Genomic DNA, 23,346 nt, shown 5'->3' with positions numbered 1-23,346 from the left:
TATGGCATCAACTAGCGACATTAGAAAAGGATTGTGCATCAGGTACAACAACGATATTTATAAAATCATTGAATTTTTACACGTTAAGCCTGGTAAAGGTCCAGCATTTGTAAGAACCAAATTAAAAAGTGTAACCACTGGTAAGGTCATCGACAATACATTTTCGGCTGGTCACAAGATTGAAGACATACGTGTAGAGACGCACAAGTTTCAATATTTATACAATGATGGTGAGTTCTATCACTTCATGAATAATGAAGATTACACACAAATAAGATTGCTAGAAAGCTCATTGGACACACCTGATTTATTGAAAGAAGGTGAGAATGTGACCATCCAGATAAATACCGAAGATAATTCGCCTTTGTCAGTAGATATGCCACAGTATGTGGTGCTTGAAGTCACTGCGACTGAGCCAGGAGTTAAGGGAAATACCGCAACCAACGCGACAAAACCAGCCACGGTAGAGACTGGTGCGACCGTCAATGTACCACTGTTTATTAATGAAGGTGATATTATACGCATTGACACAGAAAAGGGTTCCTACCAGGAGCGCATGAAGCAGTAGTTTGAAATTCAAGATAACTCATACACTAGCGCAAATCGCTCAAATCATCGACTGCACTTATGTAGGCGATGAATCATTTCCTGTAAAAGGCATGAACGAGATTCACGTGGTAACGCCTGGAGACATCGTATTTGTTGATCATCCTAAATATTACGATAAGGCCCTAGAAAGTGCTGCGACAGTGATTTTGATCAATAAACAGGTAGAGTGTCCTTCTGGAAAAGCCTTGTTAATAAGCGATGACCCGTTTAGGGATTTCAATCGTTTAACACAATACTTTAATCCTTTTTCAGCTTTCGCGAAAGCGGAACAACCCAAATACACCATAGGACAAAATACTGTGGTACAACCTAATGTCTTCATTGCAAATGACGTCGTGATTGGCGATAATTGTGTGATTCACAGCAATGTTTCCATCAATAACGGAAGCGTCATTGGCAATAATGTGATTATTCATTCGGGAACAGTCCTAGGTGCAGACGCTTTTTACTATAAGCGCAGGCCAGATGGATACGACAAATTATTGAGTGGTGGTCGTGTTGTTATTGAAGACAATGTTGAGATAGGTGCGCTGTGTACCATCGATCGCGGCGTCACTGGCGATACTACCATAGAATATGGTTCAAAGCTGGATAATCAAGTCCAGATAGGTCATGATACCATTATTGGTAAACACGTGCTCATCGCTAGTCAGGTAGGTATTGCTGGCTGTGTTGTGGTACAAGATGAAGTAACTATTTGGGGTCAAGTAGGAATCACCAGCGGTATTACTATCGGCAGTAAGGCAGTGATATCGGCTAAGGCAGGTGTTAGCAAGTCATTGGAGGCAAATAAGAGATACTTTGGTATACCAGCAGATGATTTTAGATCCAAATACAAGGAAATAGCATCCATCAAGAAAATACCAGAAATGATGGCTCAATTAAAAGAATTACAAACTAAGGAAAAGGAAGCCTAAAGTACTTGTAAAGTGTGCGGTACAACAAGGTTTGCACGTTATATTTGAAATAAAATAAGGAATGTCAGCAGCGGCTAAAAAATTATTAAATTCTTTTTTTGATTCTAGCGCATTTAGCGATAAATCAACTTATGAGCAATTTATACATCCTGATTTGCAGGTTTATTGGCATTCCAGTACAGGGTATAATGTGTATGATCAATCCAGCTATTGGGAACTTATAGAATCTGCCGCACAATCCTATGAGAGCTTGCGATATGATGTATCCCATATGTTGAGTGAGAAAGATGAAGTTGTTGCTCGATACACGCTTTACGTCAAGACAATAGAAAATCCAAATGAAGAGGTGCCTATCGGGTACTTTATCAGTATATGGAAAGTGCAGGATGGACAGTTGATAGAATGTCATCAGACAAGTCATCCAGCCATTTAAAATAAATTATCAAATCTAAATAGATATAAATGAGTGTTTTAGTAAACAAGAATTCAAAAATTATTGTTCAAGGCTTTACAGGTAGTGAAGGTACTTTTCATGCTGGTCAAATGATCGAGTATGGTACCAATGTAGTAGGTGGTGTGACACCAGGTAAAGGTGGCCAAACACACCTTGACAAGCCAGTTTTTAATACCGTGCAGGAAGCAGTAGAGAAAGAAGGTGCTGATGTAACAATCATTTTTGTGCCACCGGCATTTGCTGCAGATGCCATCATGGAAGCTGCTGACGCTGGTATTAAAGTCATCATTGCAATTACTGAAGGTATCCCAGTTGCAGATATGGTAAAAGCTGCTGATTACATCAAGGATAAAGATTGTCGTCTTGTTGGACCTAACTGTCCAGGTGTTATCACTCCAGAAGAAGCGAAAGTCGGTATCATGCCAGGCTTCGTATTTAAAAAAGGTAAGGTTGGTATCGTTTCAAAATCTGGTACACTTACTTATGAAGCTTCTGATCAAGTAGTGAAAGAAGGTTATGGAATCTCTACAGCAATAGGCATAGGTGGTGACCCAATCATCGGGACCACAACCAAAGAAGCTGTTGAATTATTCATGAATGATCCAGAAACCGAGGCTATCGTCATGATAGGTGAAATAGGTGGTCAATTAGAAGCTGATGCGGCAAAATGGATCAAAGAAACAGGTAACAAAAAGCCGGTCATAGGATTTATCGCAGGTGAAACTGCACCAGCTGGACGTACTATGGGTCATGCAGGTGCCATAGTCGGTGGATCTGAGGATACAGCTCAAGCAAAAAAGAAAATCATGAGAGAATCAGGAATTCATGTTGTTGATTCTCCAGCAGAAATAGGTAAAAAGGTCGCCGAAGTATTAGGATAGACCTTATTGAAGTTTAATTTAAATTTCCCCCAAAATGTCCGATATCAAAATAAGCGAGGAAATCGCTATAAAGATGAAGCTACATTACCAGCAAGAGTACTCTGAGACTTTGAAGAAGCTCTCAGAACTCAAATCGGTATTAGATCAACTATCTGAAGTTGACAGTGGAATTACTGATAATTTTGTTGTGGATATTCCAGAAGTATCACCGCAAAACGATCGCGGACAACGACCAAAGACCAAGGCAGAACCTAAGCGCAAGTACAAGAAAAAGCCTGGTCGCAAGTCTATTTGGGGAAAATTTATATTAAGCCGACTCAAATCTACTCAAACGCCGCTGTCCTATGATGATATGGCTAGTCACGCTATCGCCATAAAGAACATAGATCCTACACACTTTGATAAAGTGCGCAAAAAGATAATTGCAGCAGCTTTTGTCTTAAGATCAAAACAAGGTAAGATTGATACTTATGCCATTAAGGGTTCTAGAACTAAGTACATGGGGCTTAGAGAATGGTTTGAAAGAGAAGGATTATTACAACAAAATTTCATTGATAAAATCGTTGCTAAATGAAGCTACTAGAAGGTAAGAATGTCATTATAACAGGCGCAAGTCGTGGTATAGGTAAAGGAATAGCACAAGTCTTTGCGCAACATGGAGCAAATGTTGCATTTACCTACAGCAGTTCTGAACAGCCAGCCAAGGAACTTGAAAAAGAGCTCCAAGATATGGGCGTCAAGGCTCACTGTTACAAGAGTGATGCGTCAAGTTTTCAAGAGTCTCAAGATTTAATCGCTCAAGTGACTAAGGATTTTGATAGCATCGATGTGCTCATTAATAATGCTGGTATTACAAAGGATAACTTGCTTATGAGAATAAGTGAAGAGGACTTTGACAAGGTAATTGAAGTGAACTTAAAGTCAGTCTTCAATATGACAAAGGCTGTGCAACGCACCATGCTCAAACAACGCAGTGGTAGCATCATAAATATGAGTAGCATCGTTGGTGTTAAGGGAAATGCAGGGCAAACAAATTATGCCGCAAGTAAGGCTGGAATTATTGGTTTTACTAAGTCTGTTGCATTAGAACTAGGATCTCGAAACATACGTTGTAACTCAATCGCACCAGGATTTATTGAAACAGAGATGACAGGTGCTCTTAACGATGAGACAGTTCAAAGTTGGAGAGATGCTATACCACTGAAACGTGGCGGTAGTCCTGAAGATGTAGCTAATGCTTGTGCCTTTCTTGCAAGTGACTTGAGTACTTATGTAACAGGTCAAACGTTACATGTTGATGGTGGTATGCTTACCTAATTCAATCTCTATATGACTTACATCTGGATCATTCTAGCAGCCATAGTTGCTGTTCTTATTGCATTGTTCCAGTATGGTTTTTTAGTAAAATCTAATAAGAAAAAACAACCGTGGTTTGCTGTTTTAAGAGCAATCACGGTTTTTTCTATTCTATTATTATTGCTTGCACCACAGTTTGAATCAACAACCTACACTGACGTCAAGCCGCAAATGGCTATCGTAGTAGATGATTCTAGATCGATAGAAAAGTTGGGAGCTAGTGCACTAATTGATCAGGATTTGCAGGTATTAATGAACGATCAAGAATGGCTAGATGATTATGACGTATCTCTTTATAAGATGGGTGATGACATCACACTAGCCGATAGTCTATCCTTTAATCAGGATCAAACGGATCTGGATAATGCAATTACAAAAGTCCAGCGTCTTAATGCAAGTCGCAATAAAGCCATCGTCATGATGACAGATGGTAATCAAACCATAGGTAGTAGTTATAAATACACCGTTCTAGATAAGAATACGCACCTGTATTCAGTAGTTTATGGCGACACCACAAGCTACGCAGACATCAAGATTACTCAAATTAATGTCAATAAATTCTCCTATTTAGATAACGAGTTTCCTGTAGAAATCCTTGTTTCATATTCAGGAGAAATACCTGTAAATATAAGCCTTACTATTAATCAAGACGGCAAACGACTCAAGAGTATTCCTGTTAGTTTCGACAGCAATAATAGGGCGTCGGTGCAAAGTATTCTACTTAAGAGTACTGATATAGGTGTGCAATCCTACACGGCCAGCATCAGCACTATTTCTCAAGAGAAGAATACAGCAAACAACAATCGCAATTTTGCTGTTGAAGTCATCGATCAACAATCACAAATTTTGATTCTAGCGGAATATTTGCATCCTGATTTGGCAGCGCTAAAAAAATCTATTGAGTCCAATAAATTTCGCCGTGCCACGATCAAAACTGTAGATGAGCCATTTGTAATTTCCGAATATGATCTAGTTGTGAAGTATGGTGTTGGTTCCGCTTTCGCGAAAGCTGAAACAGCCATCAAAAATCTCAACAAAAATACCTGGACTATCGTCGGTCCAAAACCTGATCTAAGGTACTTGAATCGATCACAAGAAATTTTCACTGCCGAGGTTTATGCACAAAAAGACGAGGTGCAACCGGTGATGAATCAAAACTACCAAAGTTTTAATTTGGAACGTTTTGATCTTGCGGATTTCCCACCATTGCAGGTTCCTTTTGGCGAGGTTAGTGCCTTTGGAAATATTGACGTTCTATTTTATAAAAAGATAGGTGCCGTAGAAACCCAACAGCCATTGTGGTTCACTTACAATGAGGTAGATTCCAAACATGCAGTAACTATGGGCTCTGGGTTATGGCGCTGGCGCAGCGAGGCTTACTTGCGCGATGCAAATTTTCAGGAATTTGATGATCTAGTAAGTTCACAGATCCAGTTTTTATCCAGCGACGATAAACGCGATAGGTTAGAGGTGGATTATGAGCGGTTCTACTATGAAAATGATCGTATACTATTGATGGCGACATACCTTGATGAAAATTTTGAGGAGCGAGATGACGCTGTTCTTGACTTGTATATTGAGAACAAGGAAACGGGTGAGCGATCACAGCGACCGTTTATTTCTAGAGGTATCGACTATACGGTTGATTTATCTGGACTCGCGCCAGGATCGTATAATTTTACAACTTCTGTGCAATCAAGCAATCTGCGCAAATCTGGTTCTTTTAAAGTGTTGGAATTTGATATTGAGAGTCAATTTGTGAGTGCTAACTATAAGGACTTGCGTTCAATTGCTACTAACGGTATAGTATTCACACCGGATCAAATAAGTGAGTTAAAAAGTACTTTAAAAAATGACAGTTTATTATCTACCATTCAACGCGAGCAAACCAGCTTTGAATCATTGATAGATTGGCGTGTTCTCTTGATCTTTATCCTTATCTTACTAGCTTTAGAGTGGATTCTAAGAAAATATAACGGACTTATTTAAAACCCAAATATGGAAAGATTACCTAAAGCACTTGTTTTTACACTCATAGGTGCAGTTATTTTATTAATTATCATTTTTAAGAGTAGTGTCGTGATCGAGGCAGGTCAGGCTGGTGTACTATTTAGACCATTCAGTGAAGGTGTTGATACAGAAAATACCTATGGTGAAGGTTTTCACATCATCGCACCGTGGAATGATATGATCATCTATCCAGTACGTCAATTATCAATAAGCGATAAGATGCGCGTGCTATCAGTAAATGGTCTTGAAGTATCAGTTGATGGTACGGTATGGTATCAACCTCAATATGATAAGTTGCCTTACCTGCACCAGGAAAAAGGTCGTAATTACGAGTCAGAAATACTGGCGCCTGCGATTAGTGCAGCTGCTCGTAGTGTAGTAGGTCGATATACACCTGAGCAATTGTACAGTAGTAAACGTGACGTCATTCAAACCGAGATTCTGGAAGAGGTACGCAATGAATTGAAAACACAATACGTGCAAGTAAATCGAGTGCTCGTAGAAGATGTAACGCTACCTACTAAAATCAAGGAAGCAATTGAGCGCAAGCTACGTCAGGAGCAAGAAGCGCTGGAATATGAATTCCGTCTTGCAAAAGCTACCAAAGAAGCCGAAAGACAAAAAATTGATGCCGAAGGTAAAGCAGTGGCAAATAAGATATTGAGTGCATCGCTTACCGATAAGATCCTTACTGAGAAAGGAATAGAAGCAACCCTAAGATTAGCGGAATCACCCAATTCTAAAGTAGTAGTTGTAGGTGGATCTGAAAGTGGTGGATTACCTATAATACTCGGCAACCAGTAATTTATTCTCAATCTAATAATCAAAAGCCTTTCTTGAAATGCAAGAAAGGCTTTTTGAGTTTTGTTATTACTGCAATATTTAATCTTTAGAAAGCGCCTGCGCTTGCTCTTTCCATTCATCGCGTTGTATCCTGCCGGGAAAAAACTCAATGAGTGCGGCGATAGCATTGATATCCTCATCACTCATGCGAGCTAACTGAGAAAAATTATAGATACCGATGGCATTGAGTTTTTCTTCAACAAAAGGGCCAATACCAGTAATTTGCTGTAAGTCATCCTTATCAGCAGCGTTACCGGTACCGATAGATTCAAAATCTATTTGATTTTCAATCATGCTACGTTTTGCATCATCACTCAATATTCCAGATCTATCTCTGGTTCGCTGGGCACGTATAGATCCAGGCTGCACAATTTTTGAGATTTCTCTTTCAACATCTGCATTTATAATGTCCTTATCTAGTCCTGTGTGGAAGCTTACCGATTGTTCATTTGTATTTCTTGCATTAAATCTGCTAGAAACATAACCCAAGATGAATGCTCCCAACAGCATAAAACCAAAGATTACATATAAGTATAGATTAGCATAAATGTGATCCATAAAATTATTTTACAACTAGAATGATGCATTGATTAGTTCCAGAAGTACCGCTGGATTTTTCGCCTTGTGCGACCGCTTCAATTTTGGTTTTATCAATACCATTTTGAATCATGAGCTTTCTAGCAGTGCTCGCATTATCTCTGGTTACGGCATAATTTTCTTTACTATCACCAGATTTTTCAGCATAGCTATAGACATAAACCTGTGCGCTAGGATTGGAACGTAATATGCTTTTCACCTGTGACAAATAGGATGTAAATCTAGTATCTCCATAATAATAAACACCCTGAAATCCAGAAGAGAACTTTTGAGCCAGTAATGTCTTACGTCTGTTAATTGGCTCGTCTACATCATTCGTTGGAAATTTAGCATTCTTTTCAACTTCAGGAATACTAGAGTCAAATAATTCGAGATTAACGCCACCTGTGGCATATCCTTTTGCTATGTCAAGATTTGCTTTCTTCACCACAGCCACCATACTAGATTCTTCTATACCTACTCCTGTAAGTAATTTTATAATGTAATCTGCACGAGCCTCGCCTATTTGTTCGCTTTCCTTATCATCGTGGAATGTAGTAATCTTTAATTTGCTTTGAGGGTTCTCTCTCAAATACGCTCTGATGGCCAGACCATATTCTCTGCATGAGTAAGGTATTTTTACTTTTGATTTATTACGATATACGATGGTGTAATCTTGACATTCCAATAGATTGCTGCCATCAGGTAAGGTAATATTGAAGTACCCATCACCTTGAAGCACCTGAACGGTCTGCTGGTCGTCCACGTAAGGTAAATCATCGTTCTCCACATCAACGGTTGCTAAAGAACCTTGTGCCTGCTCAAGCGCATCCGGATTATCTAAAACCAATGAGTCTGTGGTCGGGACAGAGTTTACTTTATCCTCTTGATCATTTACTGTTATCTCTGGATCAATCACAGATTTATACGTCGATACATCTTGATCTCTAGTGATTTCAGTTGCGTCACTGGTTTTAATTGCATCCAGATCTAGAATCTTATTTTCTAGACTGTAATTAAGAATCGCTATACATGCCGACAGATAAACGGCAAATAATAGAAAACTGAACAGAAAACGTTTCACTAGAAAGCAATTTGACCTTAAATATATACTACTTGGCTTAAAACTTTAGCAGTAAGCGTGTTAGTTATCAATAAACTTTGAACGTAGGTCAGCATTTGGGATCATGCAGTTGTCCTTTTTACCGAACCATCCATATCTATTGCGTGCCACCCAATCATAGATACTATCACGAATGAACTTAGGCAGAATGATAAATGTGTAGAGTAGTGGCCAGCCTCCAGAAAGGTTTTTAGCTATATGAAGAGCCGCTGTTGATTTGATATATGCCTTGTCATTTTTTATCAAAATGATACTGTCCGTTTCTTCAGGATCAATGTCGTATTTATTGAGAAGCGCTTTTCCTTTCTCGTTTTGCAGGGCACCAAAGTTGAATACATTCTTTTTATCACGTTCAATAATAAAAGTTACTGCCTTATTACATAGGTTACACACTCCATCAAAAAGTACGATTTGCTTTTCCATTACTTCACAGGTTCTAATTGTTCTACACTCACGAGCGTAGTAAACATACCGTAATTCACGGTAGCTTTTCCTTTTTCGATATTGTCTATAGTTCCTACTGATCGTGAATCGATCAAACGCACGCGATCATTTACTTTAAAATTCACTTTTGGTTTAGGGTTTTCTATAGCTGGCTTATTTACCGTCTTTTTTTCCTTACGTATTTTGGTTGCCTTTTGGATCAGTTCGTTTTCAGCCTGTTTTTGTCTGCCCTTATCTTTGGCTGCAGCCGTTTTCTTTTTTGGTGGTGGTTGACGTTTGACATTCTCGGTAATGACAAGTTTCATTAGTTCATCCAGCAACTGTCGTTTTTTCTTGTTCTTATTGTAATCACTAGCTAACTGGTCAAACTTTTTCCCCAATTGAATATGACGTTGATACGTGTCGTACAACTCTTGAAAATCCTCTAGCTTTTGCTGGATGCGTTCCTGTGTATCGTCTAGCTTATTAGCTTTTTGTGTGGCCTTCATCTCGCGTTCACGCAATGATTCATTGTTTTTACGCAGGTGTGAACGCTCTTTTTGCAGTGCGGCAATTGATTTGTCAAAACGTATTTTGCCACGTTCCACTTTCTTTTTGGCCTTATTGATCAATGAAAATGGGATACCGTTTTTTTGTGCTACTTCAAATGTAAAGGAGCTACCAGCTTCACCCAATTGTAACTGATATATAGGCTCTAACGATTGGCTGTCAAACAACATGTTAGCATTATTCATTTCTGGCAACTCGTTGGCCAGCATCTTTAGATTTGTATAATGCGTCGTGATGATACCATAGGACTTGCGTGCGTACAATTCTTCCAGCATGCTTTCGGCCAGAGCACCACCTAATTCTGGATCTGATCCAGTTCCAAATTCGTCAATTAAAAATAACGTATTATCATCAGCCTTGCGCAGAAAACCACGCATGTTTTTAAGTCGATAACTGTAGGTACTCAAATGATTATCAATACTTTGATTATCTCCTATATCAGTCATCACCTGTTTAAAAATACAAACTCGACTTTTCTCATGAACTGGAATCAACATTCCTGATTGAATCATTAATTGCAATAAACCTACTGTTTTGAGCGTGATGGATTTACCACCAGCATTAGGTCCAGAAATAACGATGATTCTATTGTCGACATCTAATCGTATGGTTTGCGGGTAGGTCTTTTCATCTCGCTCACGATTGGCAATAAGCAACAATGGGTGATAGGCATCAACTAATTCTAATTCTTTATGTTGTACCATTATAGGTAGCAGCGCATTGATTTTGCGTGCATATTTCGCTTTGGCAGCAATGGTGTCGGTCTCTGCTAGGTAGCTGCGTTGCTGTTCAAATTTTGGGATGAATAACCTCAGGAAATTGGTTAACTCTTTAAGGATACGTTGAATTTCCTCGTGCTCCTCAATCTCTAATTCTGTTAGCTTTCGCGAAAGCTTTAACACGCGCTCTGGCTCAATGTATGAGATGCTACCGGTTTTTGAGCTGCCCATAATCTTACCCTTTACTTTGCGTCTATGCATAGATTTTACAGCGAGAACGCGACGATTATCTACCACTGTTTCTCTGATATCGTCCAGATAATCAAGTTTGAGATAATGAGATAAAGCAGCGCCAAAGCTACCGTTAAGCTCGCCACGCACCGTATTCATTTGCCTGCGTACATCTTTGAGAATGGGTGATGCATCATCCTTTATCTCGCCAAATCGATCCATGACCTGATCTACCTGATCTGGAACTGCGGTGTTATACTCAAGATTTGTCGTGCGCTCATACAAACGCTCAAAATGCTCTCGAGTTTTCTTAAAAAATTTGATGTGATCGTTTACCGTTCTAGGCAGTTGAACCAGCCTGCGTATAGATTCCTTTTCCAACGTGCTGTTATCAATGCCCAGCAGCTGTAGTTCTTTATCAATAGGGTCAAATCCATGATTAGGAATGGAGTAGTCTGATGAGAATGACTGCAGGTATTCATGAGTAAAATCCAGTGATCGCAGGACTTTATTGCTAGAAGCAAATGGTTGTAGCTTTTTTAAAAGATCTCGACCATCGTCTGTGACGCAATAGGCGCTCGCCTGATCAATTACTGTATTAAATTCAAGATCTTCAGTGGTCTTGCGTGATATTTTTCTCATGTGCCACACAAAAATAATTAAGCCACTGCAGTATGTTCTTGATGTTATAGTTTTTTTAATCCTATGGAACGAGCCTTTCTAGTAAATTCAAGGCTTGTAATTATAAAGCGACTGAATGAGCGTAAACATAGAACCCAGCTGGAAAGAAATGCTGCGAGAGGAATTCAATAAGGAATATTTTGAACAACTTATTGCATTTGTAAAACAGGAATACGAGCGTACTACATGCTATCCTCCTGGAAAGAAGATTTTTGCAGCTTTTGATCGCACGCCTTTTGAAAAGGTAAAGGTCGTCATTATAGGGCAAGATCCCTATCATGGTCCAGGTCAGGCAAATGGACTATGCTTTTCAGTAGCAGATGGTGTTCCCAAACCTCCATCACTTATCAATATCTTTAGGGAAATCAATCAGGATTTAAAAATACCTATTCCAGCAAGTGGTAATCTTGAGCGCTGGGCAGATCAAGGTGTATTACTGCTCAACACCGTACTCACTGTAGAAAAAAGACAAGCCGGAAGCCACCAGAAAAAAGGTTGGGAAATCTTTACTGATAGGGTTATAAAATTGTTAAGCGACGAGCGTGAGAATCTTGTATTCTTGCTTTGGGGTGGATTTGCCAAAGGAAAAGCTAAACTCATTGATGAAAAAAGACATTTTGTGCTCACCACAGGTCATCCATCACCATTAAGCGCTAACCGTGGTTACTGGTTTGACAACAAGCATTTCTCAAGATGTAATCGCTACCTGCAAGAACGAGGTATGAAACCTATTGATTGGTAATTATTCTTCTTCGTCAATTTTAGGAAGATCAAAAACTAGATCTTTCAAGGCAACTTTCTTATCAGATATTCCAACTTTTAAAAATTGCTCGTTGATGATGTTCACCGTTTTTTCTTGTAGCTGTTTATCGCTAAACTCTGTACGCAGTAACCATTGTTGAACGTCGCCTACCTGTAAATCATAATGTGAAGCGATTGTGCGGTCAATGCTTGGTATCTCTTTAAAATCAGCAGTATAGTTGTTGATTATACTAAGCATTTTGGCAAGAGCGTCCTGCTTGTCTGCGATGCATTTGTCCGTAGCTGCGATGACAAAACTGGGCCATGGCGTTGCCACCGTTTGCATTCTTTTAAAGGTGCCATTATCTACCAGCGGTTGGGTCATGTAACGTTCCCATAAAAAGAGTTGTGCCTCGTGATTTGTCAATGCAGTGACTGCGCCGTCAATGGTATTTACCAGTTTAAACCTTAATTTTTCAGGATTCCATTTGTGTCTGGCAGCTAATAAAAAACTCATCAAGTGCGAACCACTACCATATCTACTTATGGCAAATGTTGGGTTGTCAAATTGCGCGGTATCTTCTTCAATCAAGTCTGCTGGTGCGTGGACGCCCCAAAGTAATGGAGAGTCCACATAAACTTGAATGATTTTAGCTGGATTGCCAGCCATAATGTCTTTTACAATACCGTCGGTAAGGATACAGGCTACATCGAGCTCTGATTCTCGTAAAAGATTACACATTCTACCTGTACCTTCTGGTACGTCCTGCCATGATAGATTGATGCCCGCTTTCGCGAAAGCGGAATCCTCAATAGCCAAATGCCATGGCAAATTAAAATGTTCTGGAACGCCGCCTATATTGATGGTTGTCATGGTATGATATTATGACTTGTGAATATCTTTTAAGTACTGATAGATAGCATCTTGAGATCGCAATGATTCCTGGTCGTCCTGAACGTAGGGATTATCTTCCTGTGTCGTGTGGATACGTGCCTTGACATTATCCTGTAGTTGTAATTCCAGAATATCATCCAGTTCCTTAAATACTAGATCATCATAGATAGGAGCGAGGACTTCTATGCGACGGTCAAGATTGCGTGACATCCAGTCTGCGCTACCCATAAACATGAGTGGCTCACCATTGTTATGAAATTTGTAAATACGACCGTGTTCAAGAAATCTGTCTACTATCGAGGTCATCATGATGTTCTCACTCATATCTTTGATTCCAGGAACAAGACAGGTAAAACCACGCACTAATAATCGTATGGTAACTCCAGCCTGACTTGCTTGATAGAGTAGGTTAATCATTCCAGGATCTTCCAGCTGATTCATTTTGGCAATAATGGCCGCTGGCTTTCCTGCGCGCGCACTTTCAATTTCTTTCCTGATAAGATCTTCAAAGGTTCTTCTCGTAGTAAATGGCGATATCAGTAGATGCTGCGCTCTAGGTATTATAAGTTCACCTTGTAGGACTTCAAATACTCTCTTTAGATCCTTGGTAATGTTTTTATCTGCGGTGAATAGGCCATGGTCGCAGTAGATTTTTGAGGTTTTGGCATTAAAATTACCAGTGCCTATGTAGGCATATCGCTTGAGTTTTTCTTTTTCCTTGCGCAGTACAAGCATCACCTTGCTATGCACTTTTATACGCGGATAACTATATATCACTCGTGCGCCATGTTCTTCAAAAATGCGACCCCATTTAATATTGTTTTCCTCATCAAATCGAGCTTTGGCCTCTACGAAAACGGTGACTTTTTTCCCATTTTTCAATGCTGTAAGCAGTGAATCTGTCAAGGCACTCTCGTCCGCGACTCGATACAGACTTATCTTTATCTCGACCACGTCAGGATCTGTGGCAGACTGATCAATGAATCGCTGCACATAATCAAATGACATAAATGGAAAATGGACTAACTGGTCGCGTTTCTTGATGATTGGGAAATAGGAACTTGAATCATCAAGGCTGCGATGTCTAATAGTTTTTAAAGGCTGTGCATGTAATTTTTCATTATTCGTTGGATCTGGAAAACCAAAGAAATCATCAAAATTGTGATAAGTACCTCCTGGAACCATATCAATTTTACCTAAGGCTAGACTCTTGCGCAGATTACGCTTAACCTCTTTAGGCATATCTTCATCATACAAGAATCTTGTGGGTTGCCCTTGCTGACGTTGTCCTAAGGACGCATAAATACGATCGGCTAGGTCACCATCGAGTTCTTGATCAATATATAATTCTGCATCGCGTGAAAGCTTGACGCTGTATCGACCTGTGATGATTTCATCAGGAAATAATTGATCTAGTTGTGATTTTATAACATCATCTAGAAATACTATGTAGTGCTTATCGTCGTTTGATGCTAGTTCAATAAATCGTTTGTGATCTTGAGAAGGAATGTTGACCACACCATAATGCTTTTCATTTTCAAAGGTTACAATTAGATATAAATGCTGATTTTCTAGAAATATATCGCTGGTTTTGCTCGCCTGGACGTATTTAGTTTTTACGATATCCTGCAAATGTTCTTTGAAGTAAGCCGTTGCTTCATTTATGAAACGACCAGCAACTTGATTCTTATCTAGTAAGTGAATGTTGTGATCTGCCAATTGAGGCACGATGTCGTCAAAAAAAATATCTCCTAATCTATTTTGTTGCTCACCTACTTTGGCTAGAATTTGCTTGACAAACTTAGTTGGCTTGAGCACCAGCTTTTTACGCAGGCTTTTATCCACACGCTTTAATTGACGCAATTGAGATACTCGTACCCTAAAATATTCATCTAGATTTGATGAAAAAATGGCTACAAATTTGAGTCGCTCATATAGCGGATTACTCTCATCAGCGGCTTCTTGTAGCACGCGATCATTGAAACTAAGCCAATTTATATCGCGATGTTGATACGGATATTCTAATTTTTCTTCCACATGGCTAATTTACCCATAGCTGTAATATTGCTTTTAAAGTTCCTGTTAAAAGCTAGCTATGGCATCTAGTGAGAACTTAATCAATCGATCGACTGTTTGAGTAGGAGAAGTTGAGAAAGTTCCAGTCGCTCGATTAGCAAGCACCGCATTCAAGGAAACCGCTCGATGTCCTAGCATTGTTGACATGGCATAAATTCCAGCTGTTTCCATCTCTAGGTTTGAAACTTTATGTCCATCAAATTCATAGTTTGCCATCAGCTCATTTAAGTCTTTATGAGCTGGTTGTAATCTAATGCTACGGCTTTGCGGGCCATAGAATCCTACGTTGGTGATCGTCGTGCCATTGGTCATATCGATGCTTTGAAATTGAGAGGCAAGCTCTTTGTTGCAGTTGACGAGATACGGTGTAGCTACGTTTTTAGAAAGTTTTAATTTTTTGGCTAGATCTTGAGCCATTTTCTGATCCTCGAGATCATGGTCGTACCAGTGCAGCAAGCTGTCAAAACCTATGGCTCTTTGAGAAAGTAAAAAGGAGTCAACAGGAATAGATGGTTGTACCGCACCTGTTGTGCCTATCCTTATAATATCGAGAGTTGTCAAATCCTTCTTGATGGTTCGTGTTTGAAAATCTACATTAACCAGCGCATCCAGCTCATTGAAAACTATGTCAATATTATCAGTTCCAATTCCTGTTGAAATAACGGTGATACGTTTTCCTTTATAAATTCCTGTATGAGTATGAAACTCTCGTTTTGAAACTTGTATTTCTATACTGTCAAAGTATCTCGATACAGCCGCAACACGTTCTGGATCGCCTACGGTAATAACGGTATGCGCTAGCTGTTGTGGTTTGAGATTAAGATGGTAAATGCTGCCATCGTCATTAAGTATTAACTCTGATTCTTTAAGACTCATTAATTATGGTTTATGGCAATGGCAGAAATCTCTACGTTTACAAATTTAGGTAGGTTGGCAACCTCGACCGTTTCTCTCGCGGGCGCAGATGCTTCATTAAAATAGCTGCCATAAATTTCATTCACTGTCGCAAAGGTGTTCATATCACTCAAGAAGATAGAAGTCTTTACCACATGCTCCAGCGTCATGCCTGCTTTTTCAACCACCGCTTTCAAATTCTTCATCACTAGATGAGTTTCGGTTTTTAAATCCTCAATATCTAGTTCTCCAGTTGCTGGATCAATGGCAATTTGACCGCTGGTGTACAGTGTTTGTTGATTAGTACACTTCCATAAAACCGCTTGATTATAGGGTCCTATGGGATTAGGAGCATCTTTTGTGTAAATAATTTCTTTCATGTTTTAAAGGTAGGTCAATACGTGGCATTAAAAAAAGCGCACTGAGGTCAGTGCGCTTAAATTTTATTTGCGAATATTCTCTAGTCTTCTGCTTCAATCTCTACAGGCTCCATCATCTCCATTTCAAAAATTAAATCACTGTTAGGTGGGATAACATTACCGGCACCGCGCTCACCATAGGCAAGATCAGATGGTATATATGCAACAATCTTATCGCCGTATTCCATACTCAACATAGCGTCCTTAAAACCTTGAACCATTCCTGCTGCTGGATCAAAAATTACTGGCATAGGACGATAGGCTTTACCGCTCAACTTGCGAGGATCAACGTTATCAAAGTCCTGGGCAACGGTTAGGTAGCTCGAATCAAACAGTCTACCGTCTTCAAAAAAGCCGCTGTAATTAATCATGACCCTAGTCTTATCTGCAGGTCTACCGCCAGTACCTTTTTCTATAGTGTAGATTTTAACGCCACCAGGAAGTTCTTTAGCTTTTTTCTCCAGCGCTGCAAGCTCTTCCGCTTTTGCTTTGCGTACCGCTGGCGCTCGCTCACGACGCTCAGTAGCAATTCTTCTTTCTTCTTCAGCTTTTTGCTCTGCCTTTTCTTTTTGTTCTTTGAATACTTTAGGGGCATCCCATTTTCTGGCAGCTTTTCCTTTGCGTATAATATTAATCTCATTGATAACAATGCTATCTAGTGGTCTATCGCGACCATCAGTAGTAACGGTTGCTATAGAATCTATTACCTCAAGACCTTCCATCACCTTTCCAAACACGTTGTAACGACCATCCAACTGTGGACGTTCTTTATGCATGATGAAGAATTGAGAACCGTTAGTATTAGGACCTGCATTGGCCATGGATAAGATTCCCTTGGCATCGTGATTAAGCGTATCGTTGATTTCCTGATCAAATTTATAACCTATGTTTCCTGATCCTGTACCGGTGATATCACCACCTTGAATCATAAAGTCTTCAATTACTCGATGAAAGATCAAACCATTGTAGAATGGTTTTCCTTTTAATGAGTCTGCTACCAGTGGATGTTCACCTTCGGCCAGTGCAACAAAGTTGGCAACCGTTGCTGGTGCTGCCTCGTGATATAATTTGGCAAACATGGTTCCTTTGCTCGTATTGATTTCAGCATAGATACCGTCGTTGGCATCCTTGTATTTGTCTTCACAAGACGATGCGGTTAGAATGACAGCTAGGATCAGCAATAATCCGTGAATTTTTCTCATGTTAATTATTTTAAAGGTGTTAGGGTTAATTTTATGGAGTTACGCTTTCGCGAAAGCAAAATCATAGCCATCATCATTACTCAATTTTAAGCAATTTAACACGGCTGCGTATAGGTGTGTTGATGCCTATGCGGTCCTGATCGCCGTAGAAGCCGTAGGCTGCATAGGATGGAAAATAAAATATGGCCTCATCATTTTCCTGCATGAGTTTGAGACCTTCTCGCAGGCCTTTAAATATGCCGTATTCTTGTTCTAGACTTTTAGTGAGTGGTGACAACTCGCTGGTCGTGTAAATGGGCTGGTTGTCAATACTTGATATATTGTACTCAATGGTGACACGATCGCCATATTTTGCACGATCTGTGATGATACTATCCTGTTTTATAAAGGTGTAATAAAATCCGCTGGCAGACCGCTGATAATCTAGGGAATCTGCAGCAATTATTTCTTCAATTTGTGCTTCTTGAGCTGCGTAAAGTTCCTTGTTGCGTTCTATCGAAAAATCAGTTGTTGTACTGGTGCGAGTACTGATGGCCTCGCGAGCCTCCAGATTCTTACAACTGCTGGCCATAGCGAGCGTTGCCAATAGTGTAATTTTATATAATGGTGCTTTTAAGATCGCTCTCATACTGCGGCAATATACTAATTAATTTATCTACTGTTTCTTGCATGCTGGCCTCTGACCTACCACCAGCGGCATTCTTGTGACCACCACCATTCCAGTGCTCACGAGCCATTTTGTTGACATCAAAATCACCTTTAGAACGCAATGATGTTTTTATCATGCTCTCGTCTGCTTTCTCAATAAATATCTGTGCAAATACTATGTCATCAAGACTCAATGCATAATTTACAAAACCTTCAGTATCGCCTTTTTCAAAGTTGTTATCATCAAGCTCTTGTTGCGTCAAAGTGATGAATGCCGCACGATACTCTGGCAAAATGATTAGGTTGCTAAGCGCAACTCCAAGAAGCTTCATACGCGATGGAGAGTTGACATCATAGATACGGCGGTTGATCTTCTCGCTATCGGCACCTTTATCCACAAGGTTTGCAGCTACTCGCAATGTTGTAGAAGTGGTAGACCTATACTTGAAACTGCCAGTATCTGTCAGTATTCCTGTATATAAACTGGTCGCCATTCCTTGATCAATAAGATCTAGTGCATCTAGCTGATCTAAAAAATGATATACCATCTCGCACGTACTGCTCATGCTAGTATCACTGTACATGAATCGTGCAAAATCATCTGGTTGTTGATGATGATCAATCATTACAAAAGTAGCATCACTTGCAGTGAGTTGTTGTTCCATATCGCCGGCACGGTGCAACGCATTATGATCTAGAATAAAAATGATTTGTGCTTCATCGATGGCAGTTAAAGCTTGGCTATTTTGCTTTTCAAAATTGATGATCTTATCGGTATGATCAAGCCAGCTTAAAAATTTTGGGTAATCGTTAGGTGAAATCATGGTCGTCTCGTGACCCAATTTATTGAGATAAGAATAAAGTGCGGTTATAGAACCAATGGCATCGCCATCAGGACTTTTATGTGGCACTATTACTATTTTCTTGGGTGTTTCAAGCAATTGCTTAACGCCAATAATCATTTCTTCATTCATGCTGCAAAAGTAATTACTAGGTTGTAGAATCTGCTTCAAGAAAATAATAATAGCAACAGGAACATGTATGGACGTTAAAATGCCACTGTTTTATGGCCTAAAGTGCCATAAAGCCGTACTTTTGCACGGCAATTTAAAAGATGAAAATGGCAACTAATAGAACATTTACCATGATTAAGCCTGATGCTGTCGAGGATGGACACATAGGTGCAATACTAGAAAAAATAACGAGCAGTGGTTTTAAAATCGCAGCATTGAAACTTACTCAGATGACTGTGGCTGATGCTCAGGAATTCTATGCAGTTCACAGCGAGCGTCCATTTTATGGCGAGCTTGTAGAATTCATGTCTCGCGGCCCGATTGTGGCAGCAGTACTTGAAAAAGATAATGCCGTAGCAGATTTCCGTACACTTATAGGTGCAACAAATCCAGCGGAAGCTGCTGATGGAACCATCAGAAAGTTATTTGCAAAAAGTGTAGGCGAGAATGCCGTTCACGGTAGTGATAGCGATGAGAATGCAGCCATTGAAGCAGCGTTCCATTTTGCTGGTCGTGAGATGTTTTAAAAAACATTTCTCAACACATATTGAAAAACCGAATCAGGTAACTGATTCGGATTTTTTTGTGGAATAGAAATGGACAGTTTTTAAATAGGAGTTCAATTATCTTCCTTGCAGAACCGCTTTTGCTCCTTAATTAAGCTGTACGCTGTTATAGCGAAGGTAAAAGCAGGCACGACAAGTGACTTACCAAAGTGCAACCAATTAAAGTAACGATACTGGAAATTGATTTGTGAACTATAAAACAATAACGACAATGCGAGTACAGCAAAACCTGCTACTAGCAATCCTTTTCTAAATCTACTATCCATCAACTCTTATCATTTCTAGTTCTTGCGGTCCTTCATTAGTATAGGCAATGCATTTGTAACCGTTCTCAGTCACTTCAGTAATTAGAATGCGTATGGTGCTAGAAACGACGGCCATATTATCACTGTTGCCTACGTCTTGCACATGTAATTCATACTCGCAATCTGTAATCCATTTGATATCACTATAGATCTTGAGATCGGTATCTGGACTAGTTTCAATGTTCTTATCACCTTTGCGTTCGATGATCCAATCACCATAGATGGGATCATTGTAGGCAAATTTTCCTTCCTTGACATCTGTGCAATCAATGACCTCTACAAGATCAGCTGTTTTGTCTGTTTTGCATGCTGTGAAGCAAATTAGTAGCGTGAATAATACGGTGTATTTCATATCTATAAATTTACACTTTTCAACCATTCATAAACCTTAGGCAGCGGTAATCCCATGACATTATAATAACAGCCGTCCAATTTATCAATACTTGTATAGCCTATCCAGTCTTGTATCCCGTAAGCGCCAGCACGATCAAACGGTTGGTAGGTCTTGACATAGTGTTCTATTTCGTCTTGAGATAAGGACTTAAAATAAACTTTGGTACAATCGGTAATCACATCTTGTTGATTTGCCATAGTAAAGCAAACCGATGTAAACACCTCGTGCATCTTGCCACTCATGCTGGTGAGCATAGCAACCGCTTGAACGTGATTTTTAGGTTTTCCTAAAGCTTTACCATCCAGCCATACGATGGTGTCACTGGTTATCACCAACTGGTTTTCTTTAATATCATCAAACTTGCTGGCTTTGAGTTTGGATAGGTACGCGGTGATCTCGCCACCCTTCAAGTTCTCATCATAAACCTCGTCCACGGGTCTTGTCTCAATAGAAAAATCGATATCTAGACCTTTAAGCAATTCCTGTCTACGCGGACTTTGACTCGCGAGAATAAAATCTATTTGGTTGAATTTTTGTCTCAGCATAATTTATTGTGATAAGCCTATCAAAACGATCCCTGCTAATAATACCAGCTTGCATACTAAGGATAGGATTTTTAATTCTTTATCATTCTCGACATTCCACAAGCGTATTCCTATATACATAAGCGGTGCAATGATCGCAAAAAGAGAATAATAAAAGGTGTTTGACAATTGGTAAAAAATGTTTGTAAACCAATAGGCTAGGACAGCGGCTAGGGTTAAGGTGTACACTGCCATCACTCTGCAGGCGCGTTGTTTTCCTAAAACCAGTGGCAAAGAGCTACGTCCACCAGCAAGATCTCCATTAATATCTTGAGCATCCTTGATCCATTCGCGCAATAAATTGACAAAAAATGCCAGTACAGCAAATCCTGTTAATAGCAACAGTACTTTTCCTTGCTCAGATTGGTTAGCGTCATTTAATGCTGGATATAATTCAACTACAGCAGTAAGGAGCATTACGAGTCCTACAAGCAATGAGATCACAACATTGCCTATGACCAGTTGTTTTTTTAATGTCGTTGCATAATAATATAACAGGAAGGAAACCACGATAAAAATACTCGCCATACCAGCACGGTCAATGCTATTGGCAACTACAAAACCACCAACGACAGCGGTAAACGTAAGTCCTATATATAACCTGTTAGAACTTTTTATGGATAGCAATCTACCTACAATTACTTGATCAGGTTTGTTGATGCGATCCACATCGGCATCATAGATGTCATTTATCACGTTTCCTGCGGCAACAATGCAGCACGTGGAAAATATAATTACTAGTTGTTGCCAGAGTGCCAAGGTTAAATCTGCATTGGACTCAGGTAAAAACCAATACAATATGATGACTTGTGTGATGAGCGTCATCAACACATTGGGCCATCTTATTAGATTAAGATATTTCAAGAACTTGCAGCGTTTATCGCGTCATTGTTCCATTTTTTATGGACTTTCATGACTTGTTCAATGACATCACGTACACAGGCATCACCACCATGTTTGTGGGATATGTAATGACTTACGGCTTTAACTTCGGGAATAGCATCTTGCGGGCAGCAGGCCAGACCAACTTCCTGCATCACGGGAATATCCGGCATATCGTCACCCATGTATAGAATCTCATGAGCCTGCAAACCATGTTTTTTCATGTATTGCTCCAGCTGGATGATCTTATCGTTAGCATTTAAAAAAACATCAGTCACACCAAGACCTACCAGTCTTGATTTTACACCTTCATTCTTACCACCAGTAATAATGCAAACCTTGTAGCCATTGTTGAGTGCAGTTTTCATGGCATAGCCATCCTTGGCATTCATCGTGCGCAACAGTTCACCACTTTCTGAAATGAGTAGGCGACCATCAGTAAGTACACCATCCACGTCAAAAACGAAAGCCTTGATCTGATGCAATAATTCCTTATAATTTTTATCCATGAGTATGTTTGATTGATTGTGTGATAGCCTCGTACATGGCACGATCCTCTTCTGGTAACTGCTCTAATTGTCTGGCAATGGTATCTTTATCGCCTCGCATGGCTGGACCTGATTGCGCATTTGACGCGCCCAGTTCCTGCGCCTTGAGCATGGTTTCCTCCATCAATGGATATAATAATTCTTGATCGATGGCAGATTCCTGAGCGATTTCAGCAGCTTTGGTATAACAATGATTGACAAAATTGTTCATGTAAACGGCAGCAAGATGTAGCTTTTTACGTTGATGAGAATTGATGTGTGTTAGCTTTCGCGAAAGCGTAACAGAAACCATCTCTAACTGCTTCATAACATTATCGTTACTAGCTTCTAGGCAAATTGTTACTTGAGATAAATCTACCGATCTATGTTTACTGAAAGTTTGTGGTATGTAAAGCACGCCACGTCTCTCGTGACGATTTAAAGCTGCAATGGAAACGCTACCACTAGTGTGGGCGATGGTCACGTTGGGATTGTCTAGTGAATCGCTGATAGAGCTTATGCGATCATCTGGCACAGCTAGAATAATGAGGTCGCATGTAGGAATGGATTCCATGCTCAGCGGCGCGCTTACCGTGGGCAGTTTCTCGCCTGATAAATTGCGATAACCTACTAGCTCAATATCAGTCTTCATGGCTTGTTGAAAGCGCGTGATCAATTGCCTGCCTAGATTGCCTGTACCTATTATAAAAACTCGCGTCATACTGTAAAAATACACAGGAACATGCGACCTACAAGGCATGGTGTTAAGGCTTTTGTAAAGTATCTTTGCAGCCGTTTAAATTCTAC

At 39.8% G+C, this 23,346-nt stretch carries 26 protein-coding genes; 10 read left to right on the top strand and 16 right to left on the bottom strand.

Features of this window, described 5'->3' with window-relative positions:
• The first annotated feature begins 1 nt into the window (after position 1).
• From efp to EJ995_RS09185, 8 genes are all read left to right on the top strand, one after another.
• Entirely contained in the window at positions 2–568 is a 567-nt protein-coding gene (gene efp, locus EJ995_RS09220; protein WP_126447827.1) for an elongation factor P, read from the top strand.
• 1 nt (position 569) lies between these two features.
• Positions 570–1,526, top strand: a complete 957-nt coding sequence (locus tag EJ995_RS09215) for a UDP-3-O-(3-hydroxymyristoyl)glucosamine N-acyltransferase (RefSeq protein ID WP_126447825.1) — start codon at positions 570–572, stop codon at positions 1,524–1,526.
• Between the two features lie 61 nt (positions 1,527–1,587).
• Positions 1,588–1,959 (top strand): nuclear transport factor 2 family protein, encoded by a 372-nt coding sequence (locus EJ995_RS09210; protein WP_126447823.1) that lies wholly within the window; start codon positions 1,588–1,590, stop codon positions 1,957–1,959.
• 29 nt (positions 1,960–1,988) lie between these two features.
• On the top strand, positions 1,989–2,861 hold the full coding sequence (gene sucD / locus EJ995_RS09205) for a succinate--CoA ligase subunit alpha (protein ID WP_126447821.1): 873 nt from the start codon (positions 1,989–1,991) through the stop codon (positions 2,859–2,861).
• 34 nt (positions 2,862–2,895) lie between these two features.
• On the top strand, positions 2,896–3,435 hold the full coding sequence (locus EJ995_RS09200; protein ID WP_126447819.1) for a hypothetical protein: 540 nt from the start codon (positions 2,896–2,898) through the stop codon (positions 3,433–3,435).
• The gene (gene fabG / locus EJ995_RS09195; RefSeq protein ID WP_126447817.1) at positions 3,432–4,178 is read left to right on the top strand and encodes a 3-oxoacyl-[acyl-carrier-protein] reductase; all 747 of its coding nucleotides are present in this window, start codon (positions 3,432–3,434) and stop codon (positions 4,176–4,178) included. The genes EJ995_RS09200 and fabG overlap by 4 nt, the downstream gene beginning before the upstream one ends.
• 12 nt (positions 4,179–4,190) lie before the next feature.
• Positions 4,191–6,206 (top strand): hypothetical protein, encoded by a 2,016-nt coding sequence (locus EJ995_RS09190; protein WP_126447815.1) that lies wholly within the window; start codon positions 4,191–4,193, stop codon positions 6,204–6,206.
• A gap of 9 nt (positions 6,207–6,215) precedes the next feature.
• Positions 6,216–7,031: a prohibitin family protein gene (locus EJ995_RS09185; RefSeq protein ID WP_126447813.1), complete on the top strand. Its 816-nt coding sequence runs from the start codon at positions 6,216–6,218 to the stop codon at positions 7,029–7,031.
• Between the two features lie 78 nt (positions 7,032–7,109).
• Here the strand turns inward: EJ995_RS09185 and EJ995_RS09180 are convergent, their stop codons facing one another.
• From EJ995_RS09180 to EJ995_RS09165, 4 genes are read right to left on the bottom strand one after another with little or no spacing between them, the layout of a single operon-like run.
• Entirely contained in the window at positions 7,110–7,628 is a 519-nt protein-coding gene (locus EJ995_RS09180; protein ID WP_126447811.1) for a hypothetical protein, read from the bottom strand.
• A 4-nt stretch (positions 7,629–7,632) separates the two neighbouring features.
• On the bottom strand, positions 7,633–8,730 hold the full coding sequence (locus tag EJ995_RS09175; protein ID WP_126447809.1) for an OmpA family protein: 1,098 nt from the start codon (positions 8,728–8,730) through the stop codon (positions 7,633–7,635).
• 60 nt (positions 8,731–8,790) lie between these two features.
• Complete coding sequence (locus tag EJ995_RS09170) at positions 8,791–9,192, bottom strand: thiol-disulfide oxidoreductase DCC family protein (RefSeq protein ID WP_126447807.1); 402 nt, start codon at positions 9,190–9,192, stop codon at positions 8,791–8,793.
• Positions 9,192–11,354, bottom strand: coding sequence for an endonuclease MutS2 (locus EJ995_RS09165; RefSeq protein WP_126447805.1), 2,163 nt, complete (start codon positions 11,352–11,354; stop codon positions 9,192–9,194). The genes EJ995_RS09170 and EJ995_RS09165 overlap by 1 nt, the downstream gene beginning before the upstream one ends.
• Before the next feature lie 115 nt (positions 11,355–11,469).
• On the opposite strand from EJ995_RS09165, the gene ung reads away from it, so the two are divergent.
• Positions 11,470–12,135 carry a uracil-DNA glycosylase gene (gene ung / locus EJ995_RS09160; protein WP_126447803.1) on the top strand — a complete coding sequence of 222 codons (666 nt, stop codon included), beginning with the start codon at positions 11,470–11,472 and terminating at the stop codon, positions 12,133–12,135.
• On the opposite strand, the gene EJ995_RS09155 is transcribed toward ung, so the two are convergent.
• The 7 genes from EJ995_RS09155 to EJ995_RS09125 form a co-directional block, all read right to left on the bottom strand.
• Positions 12,136–13,008: a substrate-binding domain-containing protein gene (locus tag EJ995_RS09155; RefSeq protein WP_126447801.1), complete on the bottom strand. Its 873-nt coding sequence runs from the start codon at positions 13,006–13,008 to the stop codon at positions 12,136–12,138.
• A gap of 9 nt (positions 13,009–13,017) precedes the next feature.
• The gene (gene ppk1, locus EJ995_RS09150) at positions 13,018–15,066 is read right to left on the bottom strand and encodes a polyphosphate kinase 1 (RefSeq protein ID WP_126447799.1); all 2,049 of its coding nucleotides are present in this window, start codon (positions 15,064–15,066) and stop codon (positions 13,018–13,020) included.
• 45 nt (positions 15,067–15,111) lie between these two features.
• Entirely contained in the window at positions 15,112–15,981 is an 870-nt protein-coding gene (locus EJ995_RS09145; RefSeq protein WP_126447797.1) for a nucleoside phosphorylase, read from the bottom strand.
• Complete coding sequence (locus EJ995_RS09140) at positions 15,981–16,379, bottom strand: Rid family detoxifying hydrolase (protein WP_126447795.1); 399 nt, start codon at positions 16,377–16,379, stop codon at positions 15,981–15,983. The genes EJ995_RS09145 and EJ995_RS09140 overlap by 1 nt, the downstream gene beginning before the upstream one ends.
• Positions 16,380–16,459: 80 nt before the next feature.
• Positions 16,460–17,620 carry a peptidylprolyl isomerase gene (locus EJ995_RS09135; protein ID WP_126447793.1) on the bottom strand — a complete coding sequence of 387 codons (1,161 nt, stop codon included), beginning with the start codon at positions 17,618–17,620 and terminating at the stop codon, positions 16,460–16,462.
• 76 nt (positions 17,621–17,696) lie between these two features.
• Positions 17,697–18,248 carry a gliding motility-associated peptidyl-prolyl isomerase GldI gene (gldI, locus tag EJ995_RS09130; RefSeq protein WP_126447791.1) on the bottom strand — a complete coding sequence of 184 codons (552 nt, stop codon included), beginning with the start codon at positions 18,246–18,248 and terminating at the stop codon, positions 17,697–17,699.
• Positions 18,217–19,281: a DHH family phosphoesterase gene (locus EJ995_RS09125; protein WP_317126798.1), complete on the bottom strand. Its 1,065-nt coding sequence runs from the start codon at positions 19,279–19,281 to the stop codon at positions 18,217–18,219. Before EJ995_RS09125 ends, gldI begins: the two co-directional genes overlap by 32 nt.
• 107 nt (positions 19,282–19,388) lie before the next feature.
• Between EJ995_RS09125 and EJ995_RS09120 the strand changes: the two genes are divergently transcribed.
• On the top strand, positions 19,389–19,808 hold the full coding sequence (locus EJ995_RS09120; RefSeq protein ID WP_126447789.1) for a nucleoside-diphosphate kinase: 420 nt from the start codon (positions 19,389–19,391) through the stop codon (positions 19,806–19,808).
• A 297-nt stretch (positions 19,809–20,105) separates the two neighbouring features.
• Here EJ995_RS09120 and EJ995_RS09115 read toward each other — a convergent pair whose 3' ends face one another.
• The 5 genes from EJ995_RS09115 to EJ995_RS09095 are packed head-to-tail and all read right to left on the bottom strand — an operon-like array spanning position 20,106 to position 23,260.
• Positions 20,106–20,504 (bottom strand): hypothetical protein, encoded by a 399-nt coding sequence (locus tag EJ995_RS09115; protein WP_126447787.1) that lies wholly within the window; start codon positions 20,502–20,504, stop codon positions 20,106–20,108.
• 2 nt (positions 20,505–20,506) lie between these two features.
• Positions 20,507–21,091 carry a Maf family nucleotide pyrophosphatase gene (locus tag EJ995_RS09110; RefSeq protein WP_126447786.1) on the bottom strand — a complete coding sequence of 195 codons (585 nt, stop codon included), beginning with the start codon at positions 21,089–21,091 and terminating at the stop codon, positions 20,507–20,509.
• Positions 21,092–21,094: 3 nt separating this feature from the next.
• On the bottom strand, positions 21,095–21,994 hold the full coding sequence (locus tag EJ995_RS09105) for a geranylgeranylglycerol-phosphate geranylgeranyltransferase (protein ID WP_126447784.1): 900 nt from the start codon (positions 21,992–21,994) through the stop codon (positions 21,095–21,097).
• Positions 21,991–22,521 carry a KdsC family phosphatase gene (locus EJ995_RS09100; protein ID WP_126447782.1) on the bottom strand — a complete coding sequence of 177 codons (531 nt, stop codon included), beginning with the start codon at positions 22,519–22,521 and terminating at the stop codon, positions 21,991–21,993. Before EJ995_RS09100 ends, EJ995_RS09105 begins: the two co-directional genes overlap by 4 nt.
• On the bottom strand, positions 22,514–23,260 hold the full coding sequence (locus EJ995_RS09095) for a Rossmann-like and DUF2520 domain-containing protein (protein WP_164549902.1): 747 nt from the start codon (positions 23,258–23,260) through the stop codon (positions 22,514–22,516). Before EJ995_RS09095 ends, EJ995_RS09100 begins: the two co-directional genes overlap by 8 nt.
• Positions 23,261–23,346 lie beyond the last annotated feature (86 nt).

This window comes from Nonlabens ponticola (genome assembly GCF_003966335.1).
In the GTDB taxonomy this organism is placed as follows: domain Bacteria; phylum Bacteroidota; class Bacteroidia; order Flavobacteriales; family Flavobacteriaceae; genus Nonlabens; species Nonlabens ponticola.
Note: the sequence above shows the minus strand (reverse complement) of the source record. Positions and strands in the feature narration are given on the sequence as shown.

Bases quoted from the DNA above. Each gene is read 5' to 3' on its own strand.
- EJ995_RS09120 (WP_126447789.1), top strand. From the start codon at position 19,389: ATGGCAACTAATAGAACATTTACCATGATTAAGCCTGATGCTGTCGAG.
- gldI (WP_126447791.1), bottom strand. From the start codon at position 18,248: ATGAGAGCGATCTTAAAAGCACCATTATATAAAATTACACTATTGGCA.
- EJ995_RS09115 (WP_126447787.1), bottom strand. From the start codon at position 20,504: ATGAAATACACCGTATTATTCACGCTACTAATTTGCTTCACAGCATGC.
- EJ995_RS09190 (WP_126447815.1), top strand. From the start codon at position 4,191: ATGACTTACATCTGGATCATTCTAGCAGCCATAGTTGCTGTTCTTATT.
- EJ995_RS09095 (WP_164549902.1), bottom strand. From the start codon at position 23,260: ATGACGCGAGTTTTTATAATAGGTACAGGCAATCTAGGCAGGCAATTG.
- EJ995_RS09155 (WP_126447801.1), bottom strand. From the start codon at position 13,008: ATGACAACCATCAATATAGGCGGCGTTCCAGAACATTTTAATTTGCCA.
- sucD (WP_126447821.1), top strand. From the start codon at position 1,989: ATGAGTGTTTTAGTAAACAAGAATTCAAAAATTATTGTTCAAGGCTTT.
- EJ995_RS09185 (WP_126447813.1), top strand. From the start codon at position 6,216: ATGGAAAGATTACCTAAAGCACTTGTTTTTACACTCATAGGTGCAGTT.
- EJ995_RS09200 (WP_126447819.1), top strand. From the start codon at position 2,896: ATGTCCGATATCAAAATAAGCGAGGAAATCGCTATAAAGATGAAGCTA.
- EJ995_RS09135 (WP_126447793.1), bottom strand. From the start codon at position 17,620: ATGAGAAAAATTCACGGATTATTGCTGATCCTAGCTGTCATTCTAACC.
- EJ995_RS09170 (WP_126447807.1), bottom strand. From the start codon at position 9,192: ATGGAAAAGCAAATCGTACTTTTTGATGGAGTGTGTAACCTATGTAAT.
- EJ995_RS09110 (WP_126447786.1), bottom strand. From the start codon at position 21,091: ATGCTGAGACAAAAATTCAACCAAATAGATTTTATTCTCGCGAGTCAA.
- EJ995_RS09165 (WP_126447805.1), bottom strand. From the start codon at position 11,354: ATGAGAAAAATATCACGCAAGACCACTGAAGATCTTGAATTTAATACA.
- efp (WP_126447827.1), top strand. From the start codon at position 2: ATGGCATCAACTAGCGACATTAGAAAAGGATTGTGCATCAGGTACAAC.
- ung (WP_126447803.1), top strand. From the start codon at position 11,470: ATGAGCGTAAACATAGAACCCAGCTGGAAAGAAATGCTGCGAGAGGAA.
- EJ995_RS09140 (WP_126447795.1), bottom strand. From the start codon at position 16,379: ATGAAAGAAATTATTTACACAAAAGATGCTCCTAATCCCATAGGACCC.
- EJ995_RS09210 (WP_126447823.1), top strand. From the start codon at position 1,588: ATGTCAGCAGCGGCTAAAAAATTATTAAATTCTTTTTTTGATTCTAGC.
- EJ995_RS09180 (WP_126447811.1), bottom strand. From the start codon at position 7,628: ATGGATCACATTTATGCTAATCTATACTTATATGTAATCTTTGGTTTT.
- fabG (WP_126447817.1), top strand. From the start codon at position 3,432: ATGAAGCTACTAGAAGGTAAGAATGTCATTATAACAGGCGCAAGTCGT.
- EJ995_RS09145 (WP_126447797.1), bottom strand. From the start codon at position 15,981: ATGAGTCTTAAAGAATCAGAGTTAATACTTAATGACGATGGCAGCATT.
- EJ995_RS09100 (WP_126447782.1), bottom strand. From the start codon at position 22,521: ATGGATAAAAATTATAAGGAATTATTGCATCAGATCAAGGCTTTCGTT.